The sequence below is a fragment of the Aeromonas sp. ASNIH8 genome (assembly GCF_002919855.1).
Taxonomy (GTDB): Bacteria; Pseudomonadota; Gammaproteobacteria; order Enterobacterales; family Aeromonadaceae; genus Aeromonas; species Aeromonas caviae.
In genome coordinates this window covers 1-24,198 of record NZ_PQLN01000033.1, presented here as the reverse complement: position 1 = coordinate 24,198, position 24,198 = coordinate 1, and the positions used below count along the sequence as shown (strand labels likewise).

The 24,198-nt window shown below is 60.3% G+C and carries 25 protein-coding genes; 6 read left to right on the top strand and 19 right to left on the bottom strand.

Annotation, left to right across the window (positions count from 1 at the left end):
• Nucleotides 1–55: 55 nt before the first annotated feature.
• Complete coding sequence (mgtE, locus tag C3418_RS10695; protein WP_103858472.1) at nucleotides 56–1,399, bottom strand: magnesium transporter; 1,344 nt, start codon at nucleotides 1,397–1,399, stop codon at nucleotides 56–58.
• A gap of 32 nt (nucleotides 1,400–1,431) precedes the next feature.
• Nucleotides 1,432–2,523, bottom strand: a complete 1,092-nt coding sequence (locus C3418_RS10690; RefSeq protein ID WP_103858471.1) for an RNA-guided endonuclease TnpB family protein — start codon at nucleotides 2,521–2,523, stop codon at nucleotides 1,432–1,434.
• Nucleotides 2,524–2,569: 46 nt separating this feature from the next.
• Here C3418_RS10690 and tnpA point away from each other — a divergent pair, with 46 nt between their 5' ends.
• Entirely contained in the window at nucleotides 2,570–2,977 is a 408-nt protein-coding gene (gene tnpA / locus C3418_RS10685) for an IS200/IS605 family transposase (RefSeq protein WP_103858470.1), read from the top strand.
• A 540-nt stretch (nucleotides 2,978–3,517) separates the two neighbouring features.
• On the opposite strand, the gene flgL is transcribed toward tnpA, so the two are convergent.
• The 13 genes from flgL to C3418_RS10620 form a co-directional block, all read right to left on the bottom strand.
• Entirely contained in the window at nucleotides 3,518–4,726 is a 1,209-nt protein-coding gene (gene flgL, locus C3418_RS10680) for a flagellar hook-associated protein FlgL (RefSeq protein WP_103858469.1), read from the bottom strand.
• 3 nt (nucleotides 4,727–4,729) lie between these two features.
• Entirely contained in the window at nucleotides 4,730–6,727 is a 1,998-nt protein-coding gene (locus C3418_RS10675) for a flagellar basal body rod C-terminal domain-containing protein (RefSeq protein ID WP_103858468.1), read from the bottom strand.
• A gap of 3 nt (nucleotides 6,728–6,730) precedes the next feature.
• On the bottom strand, nucleotides 6,731–7,831 hold the full coding sequence (gene flgJ, locus C3418_RS10670) for a flagellar assembly peptidoglycan hydrolase FlgJ (protein ID WP_103858467.1): 1,101 nt from the start codon (nucleotides 7,829–7,831) through the stop codon (nucleotides 6,731–6,733).
• Between the two features lie 46 nt (nucleotides 7,832–7,877).
• On the bottom strand, nucleotides 7,878–8,975 hold the full coding sequence (locus C3418_RS10665) for a flagellar basal body P-ring protein FlgI (protein ID WP_010675288.1): 1,098 nt from the start codon (nucleotides 8,973–8,975) through the stop codon (nucleotides 7,878–7,880).
• Nucleotides 8,976–9,035: 60 nt separating this feature from the next.
• A complete protein-coding gene (flgH, locus tag C3418_RS10660) occupies nucleotides 9,036–9,707 on the bottom strand; it encodes a flagellar basal body L-ring protein FlgH (protein WP_010675289.1) in 672 nt (223 codons plus the stop codon).
• A 16-nt stretch (nucleotides 9,708–9,723) separates the two neighbouring features.
• On the bottom strand, nucleotides 9,724–10,512 hold the full coding sequence (gene flgG / locus C3418_RS10655) for a flagellar basal-body rod protein FlgG (RefSeq protein ID WP_010675290.1): 789 nt from the start codon (nucleotides 10,510–10,512) through the stop codon (nucleotides 9,724–9,726).
• A gap of 14 nt (nucleotides 10,513–10,526) precedes the next feature.
• The gene (flgF, locus tag C3418_RS10650) at nucleotides 10,527–11,273 is read right to left on the bottom strand and encodes a flagellar basal-body rod protein FlgF (protein WP_010675291.1); all 747 of its coding nucleotides are present in this window, start codon (nucleotides 11,271–11,273) and stop codon (nucleotides 10,527–10,529) included.
• A gap of 146 nt (nucleotides 11,274–11,419) precedes the next feature.
• The gene (flgE, locus tag C3418_RS10645; protein WP_042017542.1) at nucleotides 11,420–12,766 is read right to left on the bottom strand and encodes a flagellar hook protein FlgE; all 1,347 of its coding nucleotides are present in this window, start codon (nucleotides 12,764–12,766) and stop codon (nucleotides 11,420–11,422) included.
• A 10-nt stretch (nucleotides 12,767–12,776) separates the two neighbouring features.
• Complete coding sequence (locus C3418_RS10640) at nucleotides 12,777–13,514, bottom strand: flagellar hook assembly protein FlgD (protein ID WP_103858466.1); 738 nt, start codon at nucleotides 13,512–13,514, stop codon at nucleotides 12,777–12,779.
• Between the two features lie 90 nt (nucleotides 13,515–13,604).
• On the bottom strand, nucleotides 13,605–14,024 hold the full coding sequence (gene flgC, locus C3418_RS10635; protein WP_005329775.1) for a flagellar basal body rod protein FlgC: 420 nt from the start codon (nucleotides 14,022–14,024) through the stop codon (nucleotides 13,605–13,607).
• Entirely contained in the window at nucleotides 14,021–14,422 is a 402-nt protein-coding gene (gene flgB / locus C3418_RS10630; protein ID WP_053288337.1) for a flagellar basal body rod protein FlgB, read from the bottom strand. Before flgB ends, flgC begins: the two co-directional genes overlap by 4 nt.
• 61 nt (nucleotides 14,423–14,483) lie before the next feature.
• Nucleotides 14,484–15,308, bottom strand: coding sequence for a protein-glutamate O-methyltransferase CheR (locus C3418_RS10625; RefSeq protein WP_103858465.1), 825 nt, complete (start codon nucleotides 15,306–15,308; stop codon nucleotides 14,484–14,486).
• A gap of 17 nt (nucleotides 15,309–15,325) precedes the next feature.
• Entirely contained in the window at nucleotides 15,326–16,237 is a 912-nt protein-coding gene (locus C3418_RS10620) for a chemotaxis protein CheV (protein ID WP_010675296.1), read from the bottom strand.
• 237 nt (nucleotides 16,238–16,474) lie between these two features.
• On the opposite strand from C3418_RS10620, the gene flgA reads away from it, so the two are divergent.
• The 3 genes from flgA to C3418_RS10605 all read left to right on the top strand — a co-directional run bounded on the left by flgA (nucleotide 16,475) and on the right by C3418_RS10605 (nucleotide 17,908).
• On the top strand, nucleotides 16,475–17,080 hold the full coding sequence (gene flgA, locus C3418_RS10615; protein ID WP_029314756.1) for a flagellar basal body P-ring formation chaperone FlgA: 606 nt from the start codon (nucleotides 16,475–16,477) through the stop codon (nucleotides 17,078–17,080).
• Between the two features lie 94 nt (nucleotides 17,081–17,174).
• Complete coding sequence (gene flgM, locus C3418_RS10610) at nucleotides 17,175–17,495, top strand: flagellar biosynthesis anti-sigma factor FlgM (protein ID WP_010675298.1); 321 nt, start codon at nucleotides 17,175–17,177, stop codon at nucleotides 17,493–17,495.
• A complete protein-coding gene (locus C3418_RS10605; protein WP_162629641.1) occupies nucleotides 17,492–17,908 on the top strand; it encodes a flagella synthesis protein FlgN in 417 nt (138 codons plus the stop codon). The genes flgM and C3418_RS10605 overlap by 4 nt, the downstream gene beginning before the upstream one ends.
• 43 nt (nucleotides 17,909–17,951) lie before the next feature.
• Here the strand turns inward: C3418_RS10605 and yfcE are convergent, their stop codons facing one another.
• Both yfcE and C3418_RS10595 read right to left on the bottom strand, forming a co-directional pair.
• Complete coding sequence (gene yfcE / locus C3418_RS10600; protein WP_103858464.1) at nucleotides 17,952–18,494, bottom strand: phosphodiesterase; 543 nt, start codon at nucleotides 18,492–18,494, stop codon at nucleotides 17,952–17,954.
• A 10-nt stretch (nucleotides 18,495–18,504) separates the two neighbouring features.
• Nucleotides 18,505–20,142, bottom strand: coding sequence for a peptide ABC transporter substrate-binding protein (locus C3418_RS10595; RefSeq protein ID WP_162629642.1), 1,638 nt, complete (start codon nucleotides 20,140–20,142; stop codon nucleotides 18,505–18,507).
• Between the two features lie 289 nt (nucleotides 20,143–20,431).
• Here C3418_RS10595 and C3418_RS10590 point away from each other — a divergent pair, with 289 nt between their 5' ends.
• Nucleotides 20,432–21,334 carry a DMT family transporter gene (locus C3418_RS10590; protein WP_010675302.1) on the top strand — a complete coding sequence of 301 codons (903 nt, stop codon included), beginning with the start codon at nucleotides 20,432–20,434 and terminating at the stop codon, nucleotides 21,332–21,334.
• Between the two features lie 101 nt (nucleotides 21,335–21,435).
• Here C3418_RS10590 and rsuA read toward each other — a convergent pair whose 3' ends face one another.
• A complete protein-coding gene (gene rsuA / locus C3418_RS10585; RefSeq protein ID WP_103858462.1) occupies nucleotides 21,436–22,128 on the bottom strand; it encodes a 16S rRNA pseudouridine(516) synthase RsuA in 693 nt (230 codons plus the stop codon).
• A gap of 172 nt (nucleotides 22,129–22,300) precedes the next feature.
• On the opposite strand from rsuA, the gene C3418_RS10580 reads away from it, so the two are divergent.
• A complete protein-coding gene (locus tag C3418_RS10580) occupies nucleotides 22,301–23,491 on the top strand; it encodes an HD-GYP domain-containing protein (protein WP_103858461.1) in 1,191 nt (396 codons plus the stop codon).
• 84 nt (nucleotides 23,492–23,575) lie between these two features.
• Here C3418_RS10580 and C3418_RS10575 read toward each other — a convergent pair.
• On the bottom strand, nucleotides 23,576–24,198 hold a 623-nt coding region (locus C3418_RS10575; protein ID WP_146054103.1), incomplete at its 5' end, for an RNA-guided endonuclease TnpB family protein.

Here is a 24,198-nt window from a genome sequence, read left to right as displayed (position 1 = left end):
GCCCCTCTGTGCAAAAAGGCAGCCGATGGCTGCCTTTTTTGTCTCTTGTCCTTTCCTACTGCAGATCCGGCAGGATCAGCTTGGCTATCTCGAAGTAGATGATGAGGCCGGTACCGTCCACCAGGGTAGCGATGAAGGGGGCGGAGACCACCGCCGGGTCGATGCGAAAGCGACGCAGCACCATGGGGATCACCGAGGCGACGGTGGCGCTCCAGAGCACGATGGCGACGATGGTCAGGGTCACCACCATGCCGATCTCGGGCCCCACCCCCAGGCTCCAGGCCCGCACCCAGGCCGCCAGCGCGATGGCGGCCGAGATGAGCAGACCGGTGGAGATCTCCTTTTTCAGCACGGTGCCGAGGTTTTTCAGGCTCACCTCCCCCACCGCCATGGCGCGCACTATGGTGGTGGTGATCTGGGTACCGCTGTTGCCACCGGTGCCGATGAGGAGCGGGATGAAGAAGGCCAGGGCGATGGCTGCCTCCAGCTGCTCTTCAAAGGCCCGCAGCACGGTGCCTGTGTAGGCTTCCGCCACGAACAGGATCAGCAGCCAGCCCACCCGCTTGCGCCACAACTGCCAGGGGGTGGCCTGCAGATAGGGGGTATCCAGCGGCGAGGAGCCCCCTTGCAGCTCCGCATCCTCGGTGGACTCCAGCTCCAGGATGTCGGCGGCATCGTCCACGTGGAAGACCCCCACCAGACGCCCCTGATCTTCCACCGGCAGGAGCGAGAGGTCGCGGTCAATGAGCAGGCGGGCCGCCAGCTCCTGATCCGCCCGGGCGTTGATGCGCACCGCCTCCCCCTCCATCAGCTCCCCTACCGGCAGCAGCGGATCGGCGATCAGCAGCGACTTGAGGGAGACGCTGCCAAGCAGGCGCTGCTCGCCGTCAACCACATAGAGATGACCGAACAACCTGGCCTGATCCCAGGCCCCGTGGATCAGCTGCTTGGCGCTTTCCACCGTCGCATTGGCCTCCACTGCCAGGTATTCGTGGCGCATGTTGGCCCCCACCGACTCGTTCGGCCAGGCCAGCAGTGACTGGAAGGCTTTACGGGCGGGGTCTGGCAGCCGGGCGAGCAGGGTCTTGCGATCGTGCTCGTCGAGCCTGCGCAGGATGGCCAGCAGGTCCCGACGGGCCAGGGTGCCCTGCAGTATTCCCACGATGCTGCCATGCGGCCTGAGCAGCAGATGGCCGGCACACTCCGCCGGGAGGGAGGCGAGCAAGGACGCCCCTTCCGGCATGGAGAGGGTATCGAAGATGCAGTTGAGCTCTTCCGGGCGCAGGGTCAGAAGCTGATCGGCACGGGCCACCGGATCCAGGTTGTGCGCCAGCCAGTTGCGCAGGGCAACCGGGTCGAGCAGTTGATGACGATTGAGCAGGGTGTGTGTTTTCTTCATCACAGATGCCCTCATTTGACACCCTCCCCACCCTAAAGGACGAGGATTCCTACTGCTAGACGGCGATGCCCCGCCGCGAGAATGTTCTTGGCCGCATTAATATCGCGGTCGTGTGTCGCTCCGCACTCGACACAAGTCCATTCTCTTATTCCAAGATCTGCCCTACCTTTCGGACTGCTTGTGGGAATTGTCCCGCAGCACGAGCAAGTCTGGGTGGAGTAGCTTTCATTGACGACTTCAAACACCACTGACCGCGCTATCGCTTTGTATTCCAGTTGTGTCTTGAGCATTGCCCAGCCAGCGTCCAAGACGGATTTTGCCATCTTGGTCTTTACCAGTTTGCTGGGGCTCACATCGCCTACGAATATCGCCGCATTGTCACGTACCAGCGCAGAACTGAACTTGTGCAGTGCGTCTTTGCGGCGGTTCTTAATCTTGGCGTGGATTGCTTTCACCCGCGCTTTCTTGTTGGCTCGTTGAGCTTTACCCAGCGAGCCCTCTAAATCTCGATAGAAACGGCCTGCCTCAAGCGGCTTGCCGTGCGATGGAGTTGCAGTGTCCTTGAGACCGAGATCTACCCCGACCGCACTGGTCGCCGTGGTTGTTTTGCATTCGACCTGAACGCAGACATTGAAGTACCAGCGGCCACGGCTGTCTTCTGAAAAGCTGCCAGCCCTGAACTGGTATGCACTCAGGCCGTAGCTGTCCCAGACCTTGAAGAAATACCCCGCAAACTTGACCTGACCGCCTTTCCAGCTTGCGGCGCGGGACTTGAAGGGTATCCACCCAAGCGCCCGCTTGCTTCCACTGCTGGAACGCCAGCGCAGTTTGGCGCGTTTGAACTGCTGGCGGGCCTTTCCGTGGCTGGCAATGACCTCTTGCACGGTGGCACTGCCGATTGTCCAGCCTCGCTCCTTCTGGATGCCTGCTGTTTGCTTTTGAACATCAAACACCGACAACCAGACAGGTATCTGCGGCCCCGCTTCACAAGCGTTGCTGTATGCCTTGCTGGTTATCTCGTTCGCCAGATTAAAGACCTGATTTGCCTCGAAAGCCATCTGCCGAAGCAGGGGCGCGTGGCGGTCTTTGATCCTGACAGAAAGAGTTTTGGTCTGAATGCTCATATTCCTCTATATTATTGCCATTAGGTAACAAATACAAGGTTGGTCTATGTCTGAGATAAGAGCGGGGCGGCACTGTGTTTTCTTGATGCACGCCCACTTGGTTTTCATCACAAAATACCGAGGGCGGGTGTTTGATGGCGAGCATCTGACGAAGCTGGAAGAGATAATGCGGGATATTTGTCAACAGTTTGAGGTTGAGCTGGTCGAGTTCAACGGCGAGACAGATCACGTTCACTTGCTGGTCAATTTCCCGCCCAAGGTGGCGATAAGCAAGCTGGTTAACAGCTTAAAAGGGGTCTCAAGTCGCAAGCTAAAATTACACTTCCCTGAGTTGCACAAGGTGGCATGGAAAAGCGATGTGTTGTGGTCGCCATCGTACTTTGCAGGAAGTGTTGGAGGGGCACCGATAGAGGTTCTAAGGCAATATATTGAGCAGCAAAACAGGCCACACTGAGCGCAATGCTGTTCACTTAAGAGAATTTGAGTTCCAGTCCACGTAGTATCAGGACAAAAAATCGAGGGAGGCATGATGCCTCCCTCTTTCTATTGCAAGCCCCGCTGGATAAAGGCTGGAGGAAGATCGACTGGACACAGCCTTGCCCCCTCAACTCAAATCCAATTTATGAATAATCAGTCAAAAAAGTGCTTATCTGAACAGCATTGCACACTGAGCGGGCTTTCGCCCGCTTTGCTCTACCTCCCCTCCCTAAAAGGAAGGGGCTTCTCGCAAAGATCTGGTGAGATCAGTGGCCTGTGTCTGGATCTTCAAGGGGCCAATCTAGTGTTTATGCAGGAGCCTCGCCTAACGAGATGCTGCGAACATTGATTGCACGGCGCTACCGTGCGGGCGGCATCATCTGCCCAGGCGCAGGTCGAGTCAAGGCAAACGGGCCCCTGGCAACGGGTTGTTACAAATTGGCCGGACGGCGGGCCTTTCATGAAACGAGGCTCCCCCGTGCGTGGCACGGGGGAGCCTGCGGTCAACGGATGAACGTCAGCGGATATAGTCGAAGAGGGTCAGCTTGCTTATCTTGCTGAAGGCGAGCTGGGAGGCGCTCATGGCTGCATCCTCCTTGGAGAGGGCCGCGATCACCTCGTACATGTCCGCCTCGGACACCTTGGCCCGCGCCTGCTGGTTCAGGGTGCTGATTCCGTCGTTGGAGCTCATCACCTGCTCCAGGCTGTTCATCCTTCCCCCCAGCTCCCCCAGTCCCCGGTCTATCTTGGTTCTGGCGTTGCTCATGTGGGTGGTGGCATCGGAGACCGCCAGCTGGAAATCGCTCTCGGACAGGGTCGGATCGCGCATGGCGGAGATGAAATCGGACATGCCATTGAGGATGTTGTCGTTTTTCGGGGTATCCAGCACGAAGTTCTGGGTCGCCGACCCCGCAGGGAGGTCGAGGGTGAGCGCCAGGCCGTTGAAGGGGATCTTGTTGCCCGCCACATAATCGCCGCTTTGCAGCAGGGTGCCACCGCTGTCACGGATCTCGTAGGTGTCCGGCGGCCCGGCCAGGGTGCTGACCGCATACTGGTTGCTCGGCAGGGAAGCATCATAGTTGTTGCGATAGAAGCTCTCGAAGTTCCCCTGATCCGCCACCGACACCTGGATGTTGCCACTGGCGGCGCTGGCTGTGCGCCGGGTCGCCACCATCTCGAACAGATCGAAACCGGAGTCGTTGGCCGGGATCTGCACCGTGGGAGAGACCTGGATGTTGCGCTGCCCCGTGTCCCCCTGGAACACATAGTTGCCGCTGGCATCCTTGACGAAGGGCTGGGTCTTGCTCTGATTGCCGCCGAAGATGTACTCCCCCTGGGAGTTCTTGCTGTTCATCAGGTCGAACATCTGCTTTTGCAGCCCCTCGAGTTCGCTCGCGATGGCGTTGCGCTCCTCGGAGCCCATGGCGGAGTTGTTCGCCTTCTGGATCAGGGTCTGGGCACTCAGCATGGCGTTGTTGAGGGAGGTCAGCACCGTCTCCTCGTGGCCCAGGCTGTTCTCCAGCAGGCTGCCGTTGACGCCGTACTGCTTGAAGAGATCGATCTCCTTGGTCAGCGCCATCTTCTGGCTCATGCCGGCCGGGTCCTCCCCGGAACGGGAGAATTTATCCCCCGTCATCAACTGGTTGTAGGCGGTGTTCTGGCGCTCGCTCACCTTGCTCATGGAGGCAAGGTTGCGGTCATAGATCATGTTGGTGGTGATGCGCATGACTTACCTCACGGAGGAGAGCAGGGTGTCGAAGATGGTCTTGGCGGTATTCACTATCTGGGCCGAGGCCGCATAGGACTGCTGGAAGCGGATGAGGTTGGCCGCCTCCTCCTCCAGGTTGACGCCGGAGACACTCTCGAAGATGGCGGTACTCTGGGTCAGCTTCGCCTCGTTGGCCTGCAGCAGGGTCTTGGCCTGACTGGTCTTGTTGCCAATGCCGCTCACCAGACCCGAGTAGGCATCGTTGAAGGTCATCTTGTCGTTGCTGGTGGCGGCGTTATTGTTCTTGCGCACCAGCTCCTTGTTCTGCAGCTCCGCCAGCGCCAGGCCGTTGGCGTTGTCCGCAAAGCCGTCCTTGTTGTAGCTGAGCGTGAAGCTGTCGCTGGCCTCCACCTTGCCGGTGATGCTGAACTCATAGCCCGGACTCTGGGTCGGATCTGCGTAGACCTTGGGCCCCCCTAAGGGGCTCTCGAGGGCGGCCATCAGGTTCTTCCCCTTGCTGGAGGCGGGGGCCACACCGAGCAGGTTGTTGTTCTTGTCATAGACCTCGTAGTTGCCGCTGCCGTCGATCTTGATGACCTGGGGGGCACTCGGGTCCAGAGTGTTGGTGCCAAAACCCGAGCCCGTGCCGGTGTTGTAGACACCGCCCAGCGTTATCTCGCCCGAGCCCAGGTTCTGGGATCCCTTGTCCGCCTTCAGGGGGGATGCCAGCGCGATATCCTCGGGACGGGTGATCGCCTGCTCCAGGTTGGCAGCCGCATTCCGGGTGGGTTGCAACAAGATCTTGTCACCCGCGACCGGAGTGCCGGAGAGATCGATTTCGATGCCGTGCCCCGCCACCTCGAAGGTGGCTGGCGGCGTGGTCCCCATGGCGAGCGAGGTACGCTGCCCGCTGCCGTCGATGGCGAATACCTCGTAACCGGTGGCGCTGTTGAACCGCACCTCGTAATCGAAGGTGGTGACCTCGCTCCCCTTGCCGGGGACGAAGTTGACGCTGGCCGCCCCGTTACCCTGGTTGCTGGCGTAGGGCAGCCCCTGGCTTCCCTTGAGGGTGAAGAGATCCCCCCCAAGCTCGTTGTCGAGATCCATCCCCAGCCGGTTCTGCTGGTTCATGGCATCCCCCAGGGCGACGGCCAGCTGCCCCAGCTCCCGCTTGGCGGGCTCCAGATCCCGGCGCGCGGTGAAGAGGCCACCGATGGCACCGCCAATATCCTGGTCGTTGATGCTGGCCTGGTTCTTGCCCAGGGTCAGCTGCAGGGAAGGCTCACGGGAATCCGGGTCCCCCGGCACCACCTTGAACTGGGCCACGCCGCCATCGAGCACCAGGGAGTGCCCTGTGCTCATGTTGACCAGCATGCTGCCATTGGGCTGGGTCACGGTGCGGATCTCCATCTTCTCGGAGAGCTGGCGAATGGCCTCATCCCGCTGATCGAACAGCATCAGGTTCTCTTCAGGGGAGCCCTGGGTGCGGACGATTGCCTGGTTCAGATCGTTGATGCTGTTCAGCAGGCTGTTCACCCTGTCCGTCTCGTCCCCAATGGTGGCGTTGATGGTATCGGACTGCTTGTCGAGCTGGGCGGAGAGGGTATGGAATCTGTCCACCATGCCGCTCAGTTCACTCAGGGTCGTCTTGCGCCCCCCGATCTCGGACGGTGACTCGTTGGCGGTGTGGAAAGCCTTGAAGTAGGAGGTGATGGTGGTCCCCACGCTGTTGCTGGCATCACCGAGCAGGCTGTCGAGCCGGAACAGTTGATCGTAGCGGGTGTTGGCGGCGTTATAAGCGGACGTATCACGGCGCACCTCGGCCTGGGCATAGGCGTTGATGATGCGATCGCTCACCATATCGCCCGTCCCCAATCCGACGGAATTGGTGTAGATCAGGGTGCGTTCACGTACATAGCCCTGGCTATTGACGTTCACTATGTTGTTGCTGGTGGTCTGCAGCAGTCGCTGCTGGGCCAACACACCCGAGGTCCCAATTCCAAGCAGATCGCTTGCCATAGCTTACAGCTCCATCTCTGTGTTCCTGTCTGCAATGTTGCCGGGCGTCGAGTAACCGGCGATGGCATCACTGCGCAACACTTGTTTAAGTTTCCTGGCGTACTGGGGATCGGTGGCATAACCGGCCTGCTGCAACGCCTCGAAGTAACGGTCCGGGCTGTCCACCTTGGCCAGCGCCCCCTTGTAGCGACTCCCAGAGGTCAGGAAATCCACGTAGTCGTTGAAGCTCTCTTCGAACGACTCGTAGGAACGAAACGCCGCCTTCTGGCGCGAGGCCACCCCTTGCTCGTATTCCAGGGTGCTCACCACCGCCTTGGGGCCTTCCCAACGCGGATCGGCCTTGATGCCGAACAGGTTGTGCGTCACGTTTCCGTCTGCATCCTTGATCACCCGCTTGCCCCAGCCACTCTCAAGGGCGGCCTGGGCCACCAGCACCGCCGGGCTCAACCCCAGCTTGTCCGCCGCCTTCTTGGCCAGCGGCATCAGCCTGTCGACGAACTCTTCCGGGCTGTCAAACACCTTGGCGCTGCCATCCAGGGCCGAAGGCCTCTGGCTGCTGCCCATGGGCGGCACGGTGCGGTGGGGGCGTCTTGGCATGGCCAGCGTACGCTCGGCCCCATTCAGCTCACCCTTCATTTCGTTATCAGCAAAATCTTTGCCAACTTTGGAGGCAGCAATCACATCGTTGGAGGCACTGGGGGGTTGATAGGGCTTGTAGACCCGCTCGGTACGCTGGGGCAGCTTGAGTACCCGGCCATCCTGATGGGTGAAGGTCTGCTCGGGTGAGAGCTGCCTGGCCACCATCTCGGCAATGCCCAGCCCCCCCTTGCTCGACATGTCGGCAACCCGCTGCTCGTCCAGCATCCCTTCATAGAACTGGGTGTAGCTGCTGTTCATCGGGTTGCCCTCGGTGAGCACCGAGTTGGCCTGGCGCATCCCCTTGAACAGGGTCTGGGTGAAGATGGATTCGAACTGGCGGGCGGCCGCCATCAGGGCCCCTTGCTTCCCCTCCTTGCTCAGGCTCATCTGGCGCAGTTTGTCCAGGTTCTGGACATCCTGCACCATGCCAATATTGATACCGCTCTGGGTGTCGAACTCTGCCATAACCTACCTCTTTGCCGCCCGTGGCAACCGCTTGCCGCTCACGAAATTACAGAATGACCAGTTGGCCCTGGATCGCGCCCGCCTGCTGCAGCGCCTCCAGGATCGCCATCAGATCCCCGGGGGCGACCCCCACCTGGTTCACCGCCCGCACCAGGTCGTCCAGAGTCGCACCGGTATCGAGCTTGAACATCCGACCGGGATCCTGCTGCACGTTGATGGTGGAGTTGTTGGTGACCGCCGTCTGCCCGCCAGCGAGCGGATTGGGTTGGGAGACCTGCTGGTTCTCGGCGATGGTGACCGTCAGCCCACCGTGGCTGATGGCCGCCGGGCGCAGCTTGACCTCGCTGCCGATGACGATGGTCCCGGTGCGCGAATTCACGATGATCTTGGCGGACTCGCTCGCCGGGTCCACTTCCAGGTTCTCGATGGTGGAGAGGTAGGAGACCCGCTGGGCCGGATCCCGCGGTGCGAATACCTTGATGGAGGTGGCGTCCATCGCCTGGGCGGTGTTCGGACCCACCAGATCGTTGACCACGTCCGCCAGACGGCGGGCGGTGGTGAAGTCCGGCCGGTTCAGGTTGAAGGTGATGGTGTCGCCCTGGCTAAAGGAGTTGGGAACCTCCCGCTCCACGGTCGCCCCATTGGCGATGCGCCCCACTGTGGGCGTGTTCACCACCACCTTGGAGCCGTCCGCCCCTTCGGCCCCGAGGCCACCGACCACCAGGCTGCCCTGGGCCACCGCATAGACGCGGCCATCCAGCCCTTTCAGGAAGGTCTGGAGCAGGGTGCCGCCACGCAGGCTCTTCGCCTCGCCGATGGCGGAGACGGTGACGTCTATGGTCTGACCCGGCTTGGAGAAGGGGGGCAGATCCGCGTGGATGGCCACCGGCGCCACGTCCTTGATCTTGGGCTTGATGTTGTCAGGCACCTTGATGCCGAAGTTGTTGAGCATGGTCCTGAAGGTCTGCTCGGTGAAGGCGTTGTTCTTCTCCCCCGTGCCGGGCAGGCCCACCACCAGACCGTAACCGATAAGCTGGTTGCTGCGCACTCCTTCCACCGAGGCGAGGTCCTTGATGCGGGATGCGTGCGCCAACCCGAATGGCAGCAGGCAGCACAGCAGGGCAAGCAGACGGAATCGGTTCATGACATCTCCTAACAAAACCTTCCTGATCCGGGACCCGTGAACGCCCCGGACTCTTGAGTCTTAAATGGGCCACCAGGGGCCGTTGAAGAAGCTGGTGAGCCAGCCCTGTTCTTGGGTGTTCGCCAGATCCCCGGTACCGCCGTAATAGATACGCGCATTGGCCACCCGCTGGGAGGAGACGCTGTTTTCCGAGCTCACGTCCTCCGGGCGCACCAGACCGGTGATACGGATGTATTCGTTTCCATTGTTGAGCATGATCCACTTCTCGCCGCGTACCAGCAGGTTGCCGTTTGGCAGTACCTTGACCACGCTGACCGAGATGTTGCCCTGCAGGCTGTTGCTCTGATCCGCCTTGGCCTGCCCCTTGAAGGCACTGTTCTGGCCGATGGAGGCCGACAGATCGTAGGGCCCCGCCGTGACCGGCACGCCACCCAGGGTGACGGGGTCGAGCGCCAGCTTGTTGTCCTTGCCGCTCTGGGTGTTGGCCTTTTTCGACGCCGAGGTCGACTCCGCCAACTGGATGGTGATGATGTCACCCACCCGGTGCGCCTTGATGTCCGAGTAGATGCCGTTGACCTGCTCGGGCTGGAAGATAGCGCCGGTCGGGCGCACCGACACCGGCTCCGACTCCCCGTAGACGGGGGCGAAATCCGGGTCATCCGGTTTGGCGGTATTGGGGGTACTGGTGCAACCCGCCAGCGTCAGCAGTCCCAGCATCCATATGGCTTTCATCATGGCACTCCTTTCATCAGGTCCGCTGGGTCAGGAAGGACATCATGGAGTCGACGGCGGAGATGACCTTGGAGTTCATCTCGTAGACCCGCTGAGCCTGGATGAGATTCACCAGCTCCTCGGTCACGTTGACGTTGGAGGTCTCCAGCATCCCCTGCTTGATCACCCCCAGCCCGTCCGCACCGGCAGTCCCCTGAATGGGGGCGCCGCTGGACTGGGTCTCGAGGAAGAGGTTCTCTCCCATGGGCTGCAGGCCGGTGGGGTTGACGAAGTCCGTGGTGTTGATCTGGCCCACCACCTGGGACTGGCCATCCCCCTTGAGCTGGACGGAGACCTGGCCATCCTCCCCCACGGTGACGCTCTGAGCGTTCTCGGGGATCTGGATCTCCGGTTGCAACGGGTAACCGTTGCCCGGGGTGACGATGGTCCCCTCGTCGTTCAGGGTGAACTGGCCGTTGCGGGTATAGGCGGCGCTGCCATCGGGCAGCTGGATTTCGAAGTAGCCGCGGCCGCTGATCATCAGGTCAAGGGAGTTGTCCGTGGTCTGGACGTTGCCCTGACTGTGGTTTTTCTGGGTGGCGACCACCTTGGCCCCCGCCCCCAGCATCAGGCCGGAAGGGAGCTCGGTGTCCGCCGAGGAGCGACCGCCAGGCTGGTTGATGTTCTGATACAGCAGATCCTCGAAGATGGCCCGCGCCTTCTTGTAGCCCACGGTGCTGGCGTTCGCCAGGTTGTTCGAGGTGACCGAGATGTTGGTCTGCTGGGCATCGAGGCCGGTCTTGCTGATCCAGAGTGCAGGATTCATGGGGTGCTCCTTGATTAGCTGATACGCAGCAGCTGGGTTTGTGCCTCGTCGTTCTCCTCGGCGGTCTTCATGATCTTGACCTGAGTTTCAAACTGACGTTGCAAGCGAATAAGGTTGGTCATCTCGTCGACCACGTTGACGTTGCTCCCCTCAAGGGAGCCGGCGATCAGGCCCACATCCGCAGACGCGGCCTCATTCTGGCCATCCTTGCGGCGAAACAGGCCGTCCTGGCCTTTCTCCACCGCATCTGCTGCCGGGTTGACCAGCTTGATACGCTGGAAATCTTCCGGCAGGTTGGCGGCGGCCCCCTCGGGACGGCCGCTGATGGTACCGTCGCGATTGATCTCGATCTTCTCCATGGGCAGGGGCAGCACGATGGGCTGACCGGCATCATCCACCACATTCAGACCGGTGGAAGTCTGCAGATTGCCGGTGGCATTGAGCTGCAGGTTGCCCATGCGGGTATAGGCTTCCGCACCGTTGGGATCCTGCACTGCAATCCAGCCCGGTCCATCGACGGCAACGTCAAGATCCCGACCCGTGGTCATCAGCATGCCGTGCTGCAGGTTCTGGCCCGGCCGCTCGGTCATGGCGAACACCCGCGTGGGCAGCCCTTCGCCAAACGCCTGCATGCTGCGCGCCTGCTCGAAGTCAGACTTGAAGCCAATGGTGTTGGCGTTGGCAAGGTTGTTGCCACGAACAGCCAGGCTGTTCATGTTTTCCTTGGCCCCGGACATGGCGATGTAAAGCAGGTGATCCATGGGATCCTCCGTCAAACAGATGACTCTCACAGCTCAACTGCAAGTTGAATGCCAAGAGAGATGACGAAGACGGAATGAAAGGAGGAAATGAGGCGGGACAGAAATGACAAGGGGCGCCGAAGCGCCCCTGCCAACTACCCGCCGTCTTAGCGGATCTGCAGTATGTTCTGCTGCAGGGAGCTGTTCACTTCCAGGGAACGGGAGTTCGCCTGGAAGTTGCGCTGGGCAGTGATGAGATCGACCAGCTCGGTGGTGAGGTCCACGTTGGACTGCTCCAGCGCCGACGACTTGATGGAGCCGAACGTGCCGGAGTTCGGGGTGCCGGGCAAGGCATCGCCAGAGAGCAGGGACTGGCGCCAGGAGGTGTCGCCGACCTGGGTGAGCCCCTGGGCATTGGCAAACTTCGCCATGGCCACCATGGCCACCTTGACGGTGGTGGCGTTGCTGTAAGTGGCGGAGACTATGCCATCCGCCCCGATCTCCACCTTGGTCAGGCGACCGACGGTGGAGCCGTCCTGGGTCAGCTTGCTCACTTCAAAGGGGGAGGCGTACTGGGTCACGGTACCGAGCTTGAACTCAATCTCCTGGGTGCCATCGGCGCCATTGGTGATGATACCGGCCCCCGCCGCCCCCAGGGGTTCCGTCTTGATGACCGCCGGGGTGGTGGGTGTGACCATCTTGCCGGAGGCATCGAAGGTCACCCGGGCGCTCAGGGGAGCCTGGCTCAAACCGGTCGCCATGGTGGTGGCCGTACCGCCTACGATGTCGATGGGCTTGTCCCCTTCATAGAGGTACATGCGCCAGGCAGTCGGCACCGCCGCTTGGGTAGGATCGGCCGGATCCGCTTCCTTGGTGAAGTACTGGGTGATGGTGTGTGGCTCGCCCAGGGAGTCATAGACCACCACGGAGGTGGAGGAGGAGTAGGTGGTCGAGTCAGTGGGATCGAATTTGGAGGCATTGACATCCATCAGCGTTTTCGTGCTGGAAGGCAGGTTGAAACCAGCTTCGACCGTCGTGGTCTGCACCGGTTCACCGGCCTTGTCCGGGATCTGGATGGGCTTGGTGGCATTGATGCTCACCGCCTTGGGGGTGCCATCAGAGTTGATCTCGTATCCCTGCAGATAACCGCCGGAGTTGCTGACCATGTAGCTGCTTTCATTGAGCTTGAAGGCGCCCGCACGGGTGTAGGTGCGATCCAGGTTGGTCAGACCGTCCGAGGTCACGAAGAAGCCGTTGCCCTGGATGGCGAGATCCAGCGCGTTGTTGGTGAATTGCAGCGCGCCCTGGTGGAACTGCTGAGCCACAGCGCCAGTCGCCACCCCGTTGCCGACCTGGGTCTTGGCGTTGACGAAGATGGAGTTGGCGTAGACGTCGGCGAACTCGGCGCGGGACTCCTTGAAGCCGGTGGTATTGACGTTGGCAATGTTGTTCGCGGTGACGTTCAGGTCTTTTTGAGCCGCATTGATGCCGCTGAGGGCATTGTTGAATGACATGTCTTTCTCCTTAGATCACTGCGTTAGAGGACGAAGCCGACTGGGTGGTGGTCTTGCCGGTCGTCGCGCCAATTTCCAATACATCGGTCAGGTAGATGCCGCCCAGTCCCTTGAGTTTGAGGGTGCTGGGGTTGGTGCTCGTTCCCAGGGTGACGCTCTCCACCTTGGCGTAAGTCAGGGCGGGGACGCTCTCCGACTTGCCGTCGACGGTGGCATGCGCCTCTATCGAAAATTTGCCGCTCTTGGCCTGGTTGCCGGACTTGTCCTTGCCATCCCATTCGAAGGCCACGTTCCCCTTGTGGCTCCCTTCGATGGCGAACTCCCTGATGACCTGGCCGCTCTCGTCCTTCACCGTCACCTTGATGTTGCTGCCGCCATCGCCGGTGGCGATGACCCCCGTGAGGGTGCCTCCCTTCTCCACGTAACCCGTGTTGGACGGGATCAGCACGTTCTGTCCCACCAGCGCGGAGGCCTGCAGCGCCTGGCTGGAAGTCATCAGGCTGTTGAGGCTCTCCATCTGGGTGGAGAGGCTGCTGATCCCCTGAGACGTTGACATCGAGGTCATCTGGGAAAGCATCTGGGCGTTGTCCACCGGTTTGAACGGATCCTGATAGGAGAGCTGCATGGTCAGCAGTTTCAGGAAGGACTCCTGATCCAGCTCCTTTTTCTGGGTACTGGTGTTGACCGTACTGGTCTGGGCCGACGTCGTCCGGTTGACGCCCAGCAGGCTGTCATAGGTATCTGCCACTTATGCTCCCCCCTCTAGGGCGTGCCCACTGGGCCGATTGTTGCCGCCTGGCAGGCGATCACGGGTCACTCTCATCCGGGTTCACCTCTGTCAGGACTTGCCCAGACCCAGGGTCTGCTGCAACATTTTCTTGGCCGCATCGGCCACCTGGACGTTGGTCTGGTAGCTGCGCGACGCCGCTATCATGTCCGCCATCTCTTCCACCATGTTGACGTTGGGCTTGAAGATGAAGCCATCCTTGTCCGCCATGGGGTGATTCGGGTTGTACTCCTTGAGCAGGGGCGCATCACTCTCGACGATGCCCTTCACATCCACCCCGACCGAGGCCTGCTTGTCGGACATGGCCTGATCCAACTGGGCGGCAAAGACTGGCCGCCTGGCGTGGTAAGTTTTTTCCACGCTGGAGCTGACGCTGTCAGCGTTGGCCATGTTGCTCGCCACCGTGTTGAGGCGAACGGACTGCGCGCTCATGGCTGAGCCTGCAATGTCAAAGACCTTGAACAAACTCATCCTTGCTCTCCTTTCAGTGCCTTGAGCAGGCCGCTTATCTTGCTGTTCATGAATTCAAGAGAGGCCTGGTATTCAAGGCTGTTGCGCAGGAACTCGCTGCGCTCCTGCTGTACGTCCACCGTGTTGCCGTCACCGGTATCCGGTTGCAGGGGATTGCGGTACTGGGTCGTGCCCGGGGAATCCATCTGCAAGGCGAAGTGCTTCTCGCTGGTAGTGCTGAGCCCGAACCCTTGCTGGCCCTGGGCATCCTGCAACGCTTGTGAGAAGTTGATGTCACGGGCCTTGAAACCCGGCGTATCCGCATTGGCGATGTTGCTGGACAACACCTCGGCACGCTTGGCGCGCACGCTCAGCGTGTACTGATGAACACCAAATGCCTTGTCGAATGAAATTGCCATAGCACACCTCCTGCTTCATGGATATTTAGCAAGAGGTGTGCCAAGAGGGTATTGAGCGGGGTTATTTGACCTTGTAGACGATGCCGGGGTTGCAGCGGATCATCTCGAACTTATCGGTGAGGCCAGCCAGAGACTCGGAGGCCCCCAGCATCAGGTAGCCGCCAGGATTGAGGCTGCTGGCGAACTGGTTGAGGATCTTGGATTTCACTTCGGGCGCAAAGTAGATGAGCACGTTGCGACAGAAGATGATGTCAAACTTGCCGAGCAGGCTGTAGCTCTCCAGCAGGTTGAGAGGGCGGAAGCTGGTCAATTTTCTGACACGTTCCACCACCCGCATCTTGTTGTCGCCATAGGGTTCGAAAAAGAGTCGCTTGCGCTCGGGGGAAAGCCCGCGAGCCAGTGCAAGGCTATCGTAGATCCCTTCCTTACACAGGTTCAGCATGGTGCTGGATATATCGGTCCCTACTATTTGCACCCCGCCCGGCATGCTACCCGGCCGTTTAACTTGCTGCTCCAGCGCCGTCATGGCGATGGAGTAGGGCTCCTGTCCGGACGAAGAGGCGGCAGACCATATCTTGATGGTGCGACCGCTCTTACCAAGCTCCGGGAAAATCTTGTCACTCAATAACTGGAACGGATAGGTATCGCGAAACCACAAAGTCTCGTTGGTGGTCATGGCATCGATCACTGCCATCTTGAGTTCCCGCTCGCGCACGCTCATCGCCCGGGTGACCAGATCAGACAGACTCTCGATACCAAACTGAGTCATCAAGGGCGACAGGCGGCTTTTAACCAGATACTGTTTGTTGTCACCCAGTACTATGCCGCTCTGTTGCGCCAGAAAATTGCTGAATTGCCTGTATAAGTCGTCCGAAAGTGTCTTCATGCAGTTGTTCTTCTTGATTAGAGAGCGCCTTGTACGGCCTTGGCCAATTCATCCGGCTGGAATTTGGCAATGAAATTGTTCGCTCCGACTTTCTGCACCATGGCCTGATTGAACACCCCACTGAGGGAAGTGTGCAGGATAACATGCAAATCCTTGAGGTTGGGATTGTTGCGGATCTCGGCGGTGAAGGTATAACCGTCCATCTCCGGCATCTCGATGTCCGAAATGACCAGGGCTATCTGATCCTTGATGGGACCGTTCTTGGACATCTCCAGCAACATGTTGAGCGCTTCCCGTCCATCCTTGGCCAGCACGCACTGTACCCCGATAGCCTCCAGTGCCCGTTGAACCTGCTTGCGCGCAACCGAAGAGTCGTCCGCAACCAGCACGGGACGCCCGTGAGGATTGCGCTCCACGCTTGCTTCCACCAGTTCGGTGGACACCTCGGTGGAGACCGGCGAGATCTCGTTGAGAATGCGCTCCACGTCCAGGATCTCCACCAGCTCACCATCTACCTCGGTCACCGCCGTCATGTAGTTGATGCGACCGGCCCCTTTGGGTGGCGGCAGGATGGACTCCCAGTTCATGTTGATGATGCGCTCGACCGAGTGGACCAGGAACCCCTGAATGGAGCGGTTGTACTCGGAGATGATGATGAAGCACTTGGAGAGGTCCTGGATGGGGCGCTTGCCCATCGCCATGCTGAGATCGATCACCGAGATGGTCTGGCCACGGATATGTGCCACGCCGCGAATGCAGGAGTTGAGCTTGGGCATGACGGTCAGAGGGGGACACTGCAGCACCTCGCGTACCTTGAATACGTTGATGCCAAATCTTTGACGTCCATTGAGACGAAACAACAGCAGCTCCAGCCTGTTTTGTCCCACTAGCTGGGTTCGCTGGTTAACCGAGTCCAGAATACTCGCCATAAACACTCCCTAAAAATGCTTGGCACTGATCGTGCATGTCATTATGCATGCACATTGGCTTGCATCAGATCATCGTTGTTTCAACAACCGAATAATTCTGGAGCAAGCATAGTTAACTACGGTGGTATACGTGAATAACTTATCGACCGGTAAGCAAAAATGATTAGTAGACTTTTCCTTATCTTACTGCCGTTTTGCAGTCTGTCTCACGCCATGGCGTCCGAGGTCACCGACTATCTGCAAGAACAGGCACAGGCGTTCGTGCTCGACCAGCTCGATATTCCCCTCGATGCACAGGCCGACGTCAAGGCCGGTACCATTGACGAGCGCCTCCCCCTCACGCGCTGCGAAGATGCCCTCACCATTTCCCTCCCCGCCCGGATGGAGATCCGTCGCAACACCACCGTCTACCTCAAGTGCGAGGGAGACAAATCCTGGGATCTCTATCTACCGGTCCGGGTCAGCATCCAGAAACCCTATGTCACCGTCGCCGTCCCGGTTGCCAAGGGAGACATTCTGAGTGAACCCATGCTGACCCTGGCATACCAGGATCAGACCCTGATCCGTGGCGACTACCTTACCGACCCGACCGCCCTCATCGGGGTACGCAGCAAGCGTGAGCTCAAACCGGGTCAGCCAATCAGGCTCACCCAGGTATGCGTGGTCTGCAAGGGGGACCAGGTCACCCTGAGCGCCGAAAACAGCAGCATGCAGATCAAAACCATGGCCCGCGCCTTGCAAGATGGCAGCTTCGGAGACATGATCCGGCTTGTCAACACGCGCTCGGGCAGAACGGTGCAAGGCCAGGTCAGTGCAGTGGGCTCCGTGGTCGTGACATTCTGACACATGAATGCACTGCGCAATTTTTTTCTAAAGTTCTGACCGCCGTCACCGATACACAGGTAAGCGAACAGCAAAGCAGACGAAGGTAAACCTTATGGCTATCAACAATATCAACAACTTGGCTAACAACCGCCTGCAAAACAGCGGCAGCAGCCAAGGTGTAGCCACCAAGTCGGCGACCTCCAGCGAGAGCAGCCGTGCGACGACCGTCAAGAGCGACTCTGTCTCCTTGACCAGTGAGGCGCAGCAATTGCAACAGATGCAGAAGACCCTCAACACCGCCTCCACCGGTAACGAGAGCCGCGTCGAGAGCCTGAAGAAGGCCGTGGCCAGTGGGGAGTACAAGGTCAACAGCGAAGCCGTGGCCAGAAAGATGTTCAGCTTCGAAGCCGATCTGGATAAACGGTTGGGATGATGGACCTCCCTTCGCTGCTGCGCGCTCAGGACGACAACCTCTCCCAGATGCAAGGCTTGCTGGCAGAGGAGTTCGACCTCCTCAAGGCTCACCGGGCCCTTGCCTTGCCGGCACTCGCCGATCGCAAGCAGCAACTGCTGGTGGCCATCGAGACGCTGGACAAGACTCTGGCGAAGCTACCCGACCTGCAGCAACAGCTGCGCGCCTTCCCGACCCAATTGCAGGCCCTTCAAGCCAAGCTGGAAGCCTGTCAGGAGCAGAACAACCTCAACGGACGTCTGCTCGAACTCAGCATTGTTTCCAATCGCCGTCTCGCCAGCTTCCTCAGCAAGCTCAGAGACAGCAGCTCCCTGACCTATGACGCCAAAGGTAATACCCGCTCAGGCACCCGCTCTTTCGGGATCAAGGCCTGATCTCCTCTCCCCCTTCTGATTTCCTCTCCTTGCCAGCCCCTCATCAGAGCACCAGCTGCATCAGGGTTTCTCCATCCTTGCAGGCATGGATGCTCATGCAGCCGTCGTCATAGCGCCCATAACTGGCCACCCACTCGCCCCTTGGAAAACAGATAGACCCCGGGTTCATCAGGAAAATCTCTCCCTCCTGGCGCAACACAGGCACATGGGTATGACCGCTGATGAACAGGCTCCCTGCTGGCAGGGGCACGTTGCCGGGCTCATAGAGATGACCGTGGCTGACAAACCAGCGCCGCCCATCCACCAGCAGCTGGTTGTAGGGCGCCGTGATGGGGAAGTGGAGCAGCATCTGGTCCACCTCCGAATCGCAATTGCCACGCACCGCCATGATGCGGGGCGCCAGCTCGTTGAGCCTTGCCGCCACGGCGGCAGGATCATACCCCGCCGGCACCGGATTGCGCGGCCCGTGATTGAGCAGATCCCCGAGCAGCAGATAGTGATCAGGCTGCCAGGGAGCGAGTTGCGCCAGCACCTGCTCGAGGGCAGTCAGACTGCCGTGCAGATCCGAGACAATGGCAATCTTCATTCCACACTCCTCATGGCTGGCTGAAATAGAGATCCTTGGTGGCGATGGCGCCCTTGAGGTTGCGGCTCGGCAAGCCGCGCAGTGCCGGGTCCACCAGTCGCATCTGGTTGTAGTGATAGACGGGGATGACGGGCACCTCCTCCATCAGCAGTTGCTCGGCCTGATGATAGATCCCGGACCGGGCGTTGGCATCCAGGGTCTCGGCGGCCTGTTGCAGCAGACCATCGAAGGCGGGGTTGCAGTAGCCGCTCTCGTTCTGGGGATCCTGGCAGCGGAAACTGCCAAGCATGGACGACGGCTCGACATAATCACCAAACAAAAATGAACGAGCCAGCATGAAATCTCCACTGTCCTTGGCCACCTGATAGGCATTCCACTCCATGTTGTTGAGGGAGACTTCTACCCCCAGCGGTTTCCACATGGCCGCCACCGCCAGGGCCAGCTTCTTGTGGTTCTCCGACGTGTTGTAGGTCAGTGTCAGCCTGAGGGGATGGGCGCTGTTGTAGCCCGCCTGGGCCAACAGTGCGGCGGCCCGGGCCAACCGGGTCGGCTGGTCTTCCCGGGAGAGGGGGATATCCAGCTCGTCATAACCCGGCATGGCGGGCAGCAGTGACCAGGCAGAGCGCTCCCCCTGGCCGCTCACCTTCTCGGTCAGCAGGTGGCGATCGATGGCCATGGAGAGCGCCTGGCGCACCCGCACATCCTGCAACTCGGGGCGATTGAGATTGAAGGTGTAAAGATAGGTGCCAAGCAGCGGCAGACCCCAGATCCGCTCCGGTGCCTCCTGCATGGTCTTCTGGTAGTACTCCAACGCCACCTTGTTGGTGAGCTGGATCTCCCCCGCTTCGTAACGCAGCCGCTCCCCATGCTGGGAAGCGAGCGGCAGGTAGGTCACCCGCTGGATCCGGGTATGGGCATCATCCCAGTACTGGGGGTTGCGTTCGGCTTCGATGCGCTCGTTCACCACCCAGCTCGCCAGCTTGTAGGGGCCATTGCTCACCATCTTGCCTGGCTGGGTCCACTGCTTGCCAAACTGGGCGATAACCCGCTCGTTGACCGGCACGAAGGGGCGCTGGCTGACCAGTTGCAGGAAATAGGGAACGGGGCGCTCCAGGGTCACTTTCAGGATCTGGTCGCTTTCTGCCTCCACCCCCAGGGCATCGAGGTCGAGCGCCCCGGCATAGATGGACTGGGCATTGTTGATGCCGGTCGCCAGCAGCAGGCCGGCGGAGGGGGAAGCCTGCGCCGGGTTCAGCAGCCGCCGCCAGGCGTAGACGAAATCCCGGGCGGTGAGCGGCTCGCCGTTGGACCATTTGAGCTGGGGACGCAGGAAGAAGCGCCACACCAGCCCATCCTCGCTGGTCTCCCAGCGCTGGGCCTGGGCGGGCACTATCTTGCCCTGACCATCCTCGCTCACCAGCCCCTCGAACAGGTCCACCAGCACCACCTCCCCCGGGAAACCGGAGCGGATCAGGGCCGGATCGAGGGACTCGGGTTCGGCGCCATTGCCCTTGACCAGGGTCTGCCTGTCCGACAGCACGGGCTGCTGCACCACGGTAGTGGCCTGAAGCGGCGGCACCGCCATCAACCCGAACAGCAAGGGAGAGAGCCAGCGGCGGACTGGCCTGGCGGCGAAACGGTAAAACATGACATCAACCTCGTTCAATTCTTTTGACTGCAATGGGGGGAAGGCCGGCGGCGCGCCTGGAACCGAATGCATCATGCCGCGCTTGTTATCCCCGAAGACGACCCGTATTGTATCGGGCCTGCCCGATAGAGGGAGTCTTCCGGGCTATTTTTTTCAAGGTTTATGACGACACGGCCGCCACGGGTGGGCGCAATCGCCAGAAGGCGCACTCCCCTGCCCCCTTGGCAATCGGCCCGGGGTGATATGTCGCCTGTAGGTCCGGTTGTCGTCTACCGTTTCAGGGGTCTTTATGGGTTACGAATGGTTGGCGCTGGCTGCCGCCAGTTTATGGGCGATCGCCGCCCTCATCTCCGTCAAACCGGCTCGCCATCTGGGGGCCTTTGCCTACAGCCGCTGGCGGATGTTCCTGGTCAGCCTGATGCTGGCCAGCGCAAGTCTGGTGACGGGAGGCTGGCAGACCCTCACCGAGAGCGCCCTTCCCCTGCTGGCCCTCTCCGGTCTCATCGGCATCTTCGTCGGCGATACTGCCCTCTTTGCCTGCATGAACCGACTCGGCCCCAGGCGCAGCGGTCTGCTCTTCTCCTGCCACGCCCTCTTCTCCGCCCTGCTCGGGCTCTGGCTCTTTGGCGAGCGGCTCGATGGTTGGCGCCTGCCAGGCGCCTTGCTGGTCCTGGCCGGGGTCATGCTCGCCATCCTGTTTGGTCGTCGTGGCGACAACCAGCAGAACGAATGGGAGCAGGTGCGCGGCCGCCTCGTGGTCGGCATAGCCCTTGGCCTCACCGCAGCCCTGTGCCAGAGCCTCGGAGCCATCATCGCCAAGCCGGTGATGATGAGCGGCACCGTGGACGCGGTGAGCGCTTCCGGCGTGCGCATGGGCAGCGCCCTCTTGGCACACTGCGTCTTGCGGGCGCTGCGCCTGCCGCTCGCCATGCCGCACAACCCCATCAACCGGCAGGTGCTCGGCATGATAGGCATCAACGGATTTCTGGCGATGACGCTGGGAATGACCCTGATCCTGGTGGCCCTGCGTCAGGGAGATGTGGGCATGGTGGCCATCTTGTCTTCCACCACACCGGTCATTCTGCTGCCCTTGCTGTGGTGGCACTCGGGGATGCGTCCCTCGCTCCCCGCCTGGGCCGGAGCCCTGCTGGCCACCCTGGGCACGGCCCTGGTGCTGGGAATGGGGAACTGAGCCCCGTCTCTCCTGCAAGAAGGAAGGACCAACACGCCCATCGGCGGCTCTGAGCCGCCGATGCTCCCCCGCGCCGGACAGGGAGAGAGGCGATCGCGCCCCTAGAACAGAGCCACTTCCTCTTCGGTCAGCTCCCGGTATTCCCCCGGTGCCAGCTCATCGTCCAGAGCCAGATCGCCGATGCGTTCCCGATGCAGTCCGACCACCTTGTTGCCGATGGCGGCGAACATCCGCTTCACCTGGTGATACTTGCCCTCGTGGATGGTCAGGCGTGCTTCCCGATCGTCCAGGATTTCCAGCTCCGCAGGGCGGGTCTTGTCGTTCTCGTTGCGCAGATAGATACCGTCAGCAAAGAGCGAGATGGCCTCTTCACTCACGGGGTCCGCCAGCCAAACATGGTAGGTCTTGGCACACTCGTGACGGGGCGACGTGATGCGATGGGACCACTGGCCATCATCGGTGATCAGCACCAGCCCGGTGGTATCGAGATCGAGGCGCCCCACCACATGCAGTTTGCCCATGGCCGGCTCGTCGAGCAGGTGGAACACGGTGGCGTGATCCGGATCCTCGTTGGAGCAGACGTATCCTTCCGGCTTGTGCAGCATGAAGTAGCGATTCTGCTGGTTCAGGGTCAAGGTCACACCGTCAAACTCGATCTGGTGTTGCTCATTGATGTGAAAGGCGGGCTGCTTGACCAGCACGCCGTCTACCAGCACTTCCCCCTGACGGATCAGCTTGCCCGCCTGGGAACGGGTCAAATCGGAGCAATCGCAAAGAAATTTGTCGAGCCGCATGCAAAAACCTCGGAATCCATCATGATTGGGGGCGATATTATATCGGTCAGACCCGACAACACCAGTACTAAGCGACAGGGACTCAAGATGGCGCCTGACGCCATGATGTGCCAGTGATAGACTGCCGTCAGCAGACCGACATCACACATAATAATAAGCCCAGGATGTACCCATGAAGCCGACTAAGTCTCACCCCGTCATCCCCGTCAGCCAGTTGAAACCTGGCATGTATGTCATTGCCATTGCCAGCCAGACCGGCGCCATGGAAATTGCCCAGACGGGCATGGTGACCAACCCTCAACAGGTGGAGGCGCTGATCCGGCGCGGCGTGCTGACGGTGCGGGTGGATCTTGCCCGCAGCAAGCTGCCGGGAGGGGGCACGGCAAGCCCGGCGGATGTGGTGACAAACGGGGCGGGCTCCTCTCGTCAGATCGGCAGTGGTGAAGGGCGCGAGCTCAAGATCCGTCGGCTCTATCAGGAAGCGCGCGAACTCCAGGGCAAGTTCATTCGCCATCTCAAGGCCGGTGAGCCCATCGACATCACGCCCCTTGCCGCCGTGGCCGAAGAGATGGTCGATACCATGTTCACCCACGGCGATGCCATGCTCTGTTTGGCGCGGATCCGTGCCAAGGATGCCTACCTGATGGAGCACTCCATGAATGTCGCCATCCTCCTGGCGAACTTCGGCCGCTATCTGGGGCTGGATCGCAGCGTGCTCAAGGAGCTGACCCTGGGTGGCCTGCTCCACGACGTGGGCAAGATCATGACCCCGGACGAGGTGCTCAACAAACCGGGCAAGCTCACCGATGAGGAGCTGGAGGTGATGCGCGAGCACGTCATCCACAGCCACGACATCCTGGCCGCCACCGCCGGCATCACCCCCATCATGCTGGAAGTCGCTTCCAATCATCACGAACGGATCGATGGCACCGGCTACCCGCGGCGCCTCAAGGGGGATCAGCTCTCCCTCTACACCCGCATGAGTGGCATCGTCGATGTCTACGATGCGGTGACGGCAGACAGGGTCTACAAACAAGGCATGCAGCCTACCCAGGCGTTTCGCATTTTGCTCAAGGGGGTTGATCTGCATTTTGATGCCGACCTGGTGACCAAATTCATCAAGTGCATGGGGGTCTATCCGGTGGGCACCCTGGTGCAGCTCTCCAACCAACGTTTGGCTGTCGTAATGCAACGCAATGAACAACAACCGCTCAAGCCCGTGGTCAAGGTGATCTATCACGCCGGTCGTCGACACTATCTCGATGTGCAGTGGCTGGATCTCGCTAAGAAAGGGGTTCAAGAGACCATAGAGAGCACGGTGGACCCCAAGGAGTTTGGCATCAACCTGGCCAACTTCGTCTAACCTGTCCGGCTTGTTGACGGCTGCTCGCGGCATTGACATCCTCCCCCCACCTTAGCGCTTCGCGTCACAGGAGGGGGATTCCCATTACTGGGTGATAGCTGCTCGCGCAGTACCGGGTTCCTGCTTCATCGGGCGGCCTGATTGCACCACGCCTCCACAGGCTAAAACGGCGTGTCCCGCCGCTAAAATATTGCGAGCGCCGTTCACATCGGCGTTCGCCTCATAACCACACGCAGCGCATTTAAACTGGCTTTGCGTCTGGCGGTTATCCTTCGCAGTATGCCCACAACAGGCGCACTGCTGGCTCGTGTAGGCCGGGTTTATCGCCAACACCTGACCGCCTCGCCATGCCTGCTTATATTCGAGCTGGCGGCGCAGCTCAAACCAGCCCTGATCTAATATCGAACGATTCAGCCCTGATTTTGCCCGGACGTTGCGCCCCGGCTGGCTGGTCGTGCCCGCTGCTGATTTTGACATGCTGGCAACCTTCAAATCCTCAATGACGATCATCGCGTGGTTTTTGCTGATAGTCGTTGTGACCTTGTGAAGGTAATCGCGGCGGGTATTGGCGATATGTGAATGCAGCCGCTGGATCTTGGCTTTTTGTTTCTTCCAGTTGCTGCTGAACTTTACCTTTTTGCTCAACTGGCGTTGGAGCCTTGCCAGCTTGGTCTGATTGGTTTTGAAGCTGTTGACGGGCTCAAACA

Bases quoted from the DNA above. Each gene is read 5' to 3' on its own strand.
- flgF (WP_010675291.1), bottom strand. From the start codon at position 11,273: ATGGATCACCTGCTTTACATCGCCATGTCCGGGGCCAAGGAAAACATG.
- flgL (WP_103858469.1), bottom strand. From the start codon at position 4,726: ATGCGCATCACCACCAACATGATCTATGACCGCAACCTTGCCTCCATG.
- flgE (WP_042017542.1), bottom strand. From the start codon at position 12,766: ATGTCATTCAACAATGCCCTCAGCGGCATCAATGCGGCTCAAAAAGAC.
- C3418_RS10620 (WP_010675296.1), bottom strand. From the start codon at position 16,237: ATGGCGAGTATTCTGGACTCGGTTAACCAGCGAACCCAGCTAGTGGGA.
- rsuA (WP_103858462.1), bottom strand. From the start codon at position 22,128: ATGCGGCTCGACAAATTTCTTTGCGATTGCTCCGATTTGACCCGTTCC.
- C3418_RS10665 (WP_010675288.1), bottom strand. From the start codon at position 8,975: ATGAACCGATTCCGTCTGCTTGCCCTGCTGTGCTGCCTGCTGCCATTC.
- tnpA (WP_103858470.1), top strand. From the start codon at position 2,570: ATGTCTGAGATAAGAGCGGGGCGGCACTGTGTTTTCTTGATGCACGCC.
- flgG (WP_010675290.1), bottom strand. From the start codon at position 10,512: ATGAATCCTGCACTCTGGATCAGCAAGACCGGCCTCGATGCCCAGCAG.
- C3418_RS10580 (WP_103858461.1), top strand. From the start codon at position 22,301: ATGAAGCCGACTAAGTCTCACCCCGTCATCCCCGTCAGCCAGTTGAAA.
- C3418_RS10675 (WP_103858468.1), bottom strand. From the start codon at position 6,727: ATGGCAAGCGATCTGCTTGGAATTGGGACCTCGGGTGTGTTGGCCCAG.
- C3418_RS10590 (WP_010675302.1), top strand. From the start codon at position 20,432: ATGGGTTACGAATGGTTGGCGCTGGCTGCCGCCAGTTTATGGGCGATC.
- flgC (WP_005329775.1), bottom strand. From the start codon at position 14,024: ATGAGTTTGTTCAAGGTCTTTGACATTGCAGGCTCAGCCATGAGCGCG.
- C3418_RS10605 (WP_162629641.1), top strand. From the start codon at position 17,492: ATGATGGACCTCCCTTCGCTGCTGCGCGCTCAGGACGACAACCTCTCC.
- C3418_RS10625 (WP_103858465.1), bottom strand. From the start codon at position 15,308: ATGAAGACACTTTCGGACGACTTATACAGGCAATTCAGCAATTTTCTG.
- C3418_RS10690 (WP_103858471.1), bottom strand. From the start codon at position 2,523: ATGAGCATTCAGACCAAAACTCTTTCTGTCAGGATCAAAGACCGCCAC.
- flgB (WP_053288337.1), bottom strand. From the start codon at position 14,422: ATGGCAATTTCATTCGACAAGGCATTTGGTGTTCATCAGTACACGCTG.
- yfcE (WP_103858464.1), bottom strand. From the start codon at position 18,494: ATGAAGATTGCCATTGTCTCGGATCTGCACGGCAGTCTGACTGCCCTC.
- flgM (WP_010675298.1), top strand. From the start codon at position 17,175: ATGGCTATCAACAATATCAACAACTTGGCTAACAACCGCCTGCAAAAC.
- mgtE (WP_103858472.1), bottom strand. From the start codon at position 1,399: ATGAAGAAAACACACACCCTGCTCAATCGTCATCAACTGCTCGACCCG.
- C3418_RS10595 (WP_162629642.1), bottom strand. From the start codon at position 20,142: ATGTTTTACCGTTTCGCCGCCAGGCCAGTCCGCCGCTGGCTCTCTCCC.
- flgJ (WP_103858467.1), bottom strand. From the start codon at position 7,831: ATGGCAGAGTTCGACACCCAGAGCGGTATCAATATTGGCATGGTGCAG.
- flgH (WP_010675289.1), bottom strand. From the start codon at position 9,707: ATGAAAGCCATATGGATGCTGGGACTGCTGACGCTGGCGGGTTGCACC.